At 53.6% G+C, this 1814-nt stretch carries 4 protein-coding genes; 3 read left to right on the top strand and 1 reads right to left on the bottom strand.

Going from position 1 to position 1814, the window contains the following annotated elements; genetic code table 11:
• Positions 1 to 184, bottom strand: a 184-nt coding sequence (locus ACSQ83_RS35835) for a hypothetical protein (RefSeq protein ID WP_436231369.1), incomplete at its 3' end; no start/stop codon positions are given.
• 293 nt (positions 185 to 477) lie between these two features.
• Here ACSQ83_RS35835 and ACSQ83_RS35830 point away from each other — a divergent pair.
• The 3 genes from ACSQ83_RS35830 to ACSQ83_RS35820 all read left to right on the top strand — a co-directional run.
• Complete coding sequence (locus tag ACSQ83_RS35830) at positions 478 to 720, top strand: type II toxin-antitoxin system CcdA family antitoxin (protein ID WP_436231368.1); 243 nt, start codon at positions 478 to 480, stop codon at positions 718 to 720.
• Positions 720 to 1040, top strand: coding sequence for a CcdB family protein (locus ACSQ83_RS35825; protein ID WP_436231367.1), 321 nt, complete (start codon positions 720 to 722; stop codon positions 1038 to 1040). Before ACSQ83_RS35830 ends, ACSQ83_RS35825 begins: the two co-directional genes overlap by 1 nt.
• Before the next feature lie 556 nt (positions 1041 to 1596).
• Positions 1597 to 1814: type II toxin-antitoxin system ParD family antitoxin (locus ACSQ83_RS35820; RefSeq protein ID WP_436231366.1), on the top strand; the 218-nt coding region annotated here is incomplete at its 3' end.

Genomic DNA, 1814 nt, shown 5'->3' with positions numbered 1-1814 from the left:
GTTTCACGTCGATCACGGGCGTGTCGCCACCGTATGTGACCGACTGGAACGAACTCCACACCAAGACGTTGTCGCCGCCAACCATCAACAGCACGTGGCCCAAATCAGTGACCCTTTTGACTGGCTCGTGATCGGCCAGGTAGTGCCGCGCAATCCGGCTGCCTCGGTGTGCGGACCGAGCCACTCCGCGCGCCAGCGCAAAGCTACTGTGCTCGACGAGGCGGCAGCACCATCGAATAGGCGCTCTTATTGGGAAGCCGTCCGACTTGCCGCACCGCAACTATCGCCAACGCCAGCTTTCAATCGCAATCAAAATTGAGTTCTGATGGTTTGTAAATTAGCTAATCGTATACTTAAAATCGTTCATAACCTTATGTCAAATCAAGATCCAAACCAACTGCGGGGAGGAATATTCTCCACGAGTGATCGCCGATCATGTGGACTATAATGCACATGTTTTAACACATGGAGGTGCGCATGGGTAAGGCACTCGAAGTCCGGGCACGCAAGTCTACGAACGTCACGCTGCCGCCTGAAGTCCTGGATCGGGCCAAGGAGCTCGGGATCAACCTTTCGCGCGCGAGTGAACGTGGCGTGCGCGAGGAAATTCAGGAGACCGAGGCTCGTCGTTGGGCCGACGACAATGCCGAGTTGGTCGCAGCATACATTGCAATGGTTGAACGCGACGGGCTGCCGCTCTCGAAGTACAGGACGTTTTAATGGCGCGTTTTGATCTCTACGCTAATCCCGACGATGAGACTCGGCGACTCGCACCGTATCTGCTCGACGTGCAGAGCACGCATGTCGGAATCTTGCCGACGCGCATCGTAATACCTTTGCGACCTACCCCGGATCTCGGCTTCTCAGGCAAACCGTCTGATTTGCTGCCAGTATTCGAGATCAATGGTGAGAATCACTTCCTCGACACGCCAGCCATGAGTGCTGTTCCCTTGAGCGCGCTTGGCAGGCGCATCGGCTCCTTTGCGGATCACCGCGATGCCATCTTGGCCGCGCTCGACCGGATTTTCGGCGCCTACTAACTGAAGGCAACATGGGGTTGGTCTGCTAGGCGGAAACTGCCCAAGGTGCAGAAATCAGCGGCTCTTTTGACACTCGACGTTACGCACTAGCGTTGATCGCCAACTTCTAAATTCCGTCTATCTCACTGCCTGGCACTGCCTCCCTTTTCGTGATTCGTGCGCCGCTGTGTTATGTGACTTATGTGACTTATGTGACTTATGTGACTTATGTGACTTATGTGACTTATGTGACTTATGTGACTTATGTGACTTATGTGACTTATGTGACTCATAGACTGCCATGCTTTCGTTGAGACTTGCCCTCTGTTCGATCCAGCAGTCATTAATTAGTTCGCATAACTTATTAAAATTCGGCAAATAAGATTATGTCAAATGAATACGTTAAGAATTGACCAAGCGTACGGTCGAACACCGCGCGCACGGTCGCTTTGTTCGCCCGACGTCAACTACCGTTCATAGTCTATGCGCACCAAAGCCGTAGCAGTCACTCTGTATCAGCCGCTCATAACACCGCATCGCTTTGGCAAAATTTGCCAAAGCGTGCTAGAGTTGTTTTATGACGACTATGAACATTTCCCTACCGGATTCGCTGAAGGTCTACGTCGACGAACAGGTTGGCGAGGGCGGGTACGGCACGAGTAGCGAATACGTCCGCGAACTGATCCGAAAAGACCAAGATCGCAAGCGTCTGCGCGCAATAATCCTGCAGGGCGCAACGTCCGGCCTCGCCGCCCCTGTTGACGCCGACTACTTCGAATCGCTGCGCGCTCGCGT

The organism is Caballeronia sp. LjRoot29, from assembly GCF_964252755.1.
Taxonomy (GTDB): Bacteria; Pseudomonadota; Gammaproteobacteria; order Burkholderiales; family Burkholderiaceae; genus Caballeronia.
This window is presented reverse-complemented; position numbering and strand designations above follow the sequence as displayed.

Coding starts and splice junctions, on each gene's coding strand:
- ACSQ83_RS35830 (WP_436231368.1), top strand. CDS start 478: ATGGGTAAGGCACTCGAAGTCCGGGCACGCAAGTCTACGAACGTCACG.
- ACSQ83_RS35825 (WP_436231367.1), top strand. CDS start 720: ATGGCGCGTTTTGATCTCTACGCTAATCCCGACGATGAGACTCGGCGA.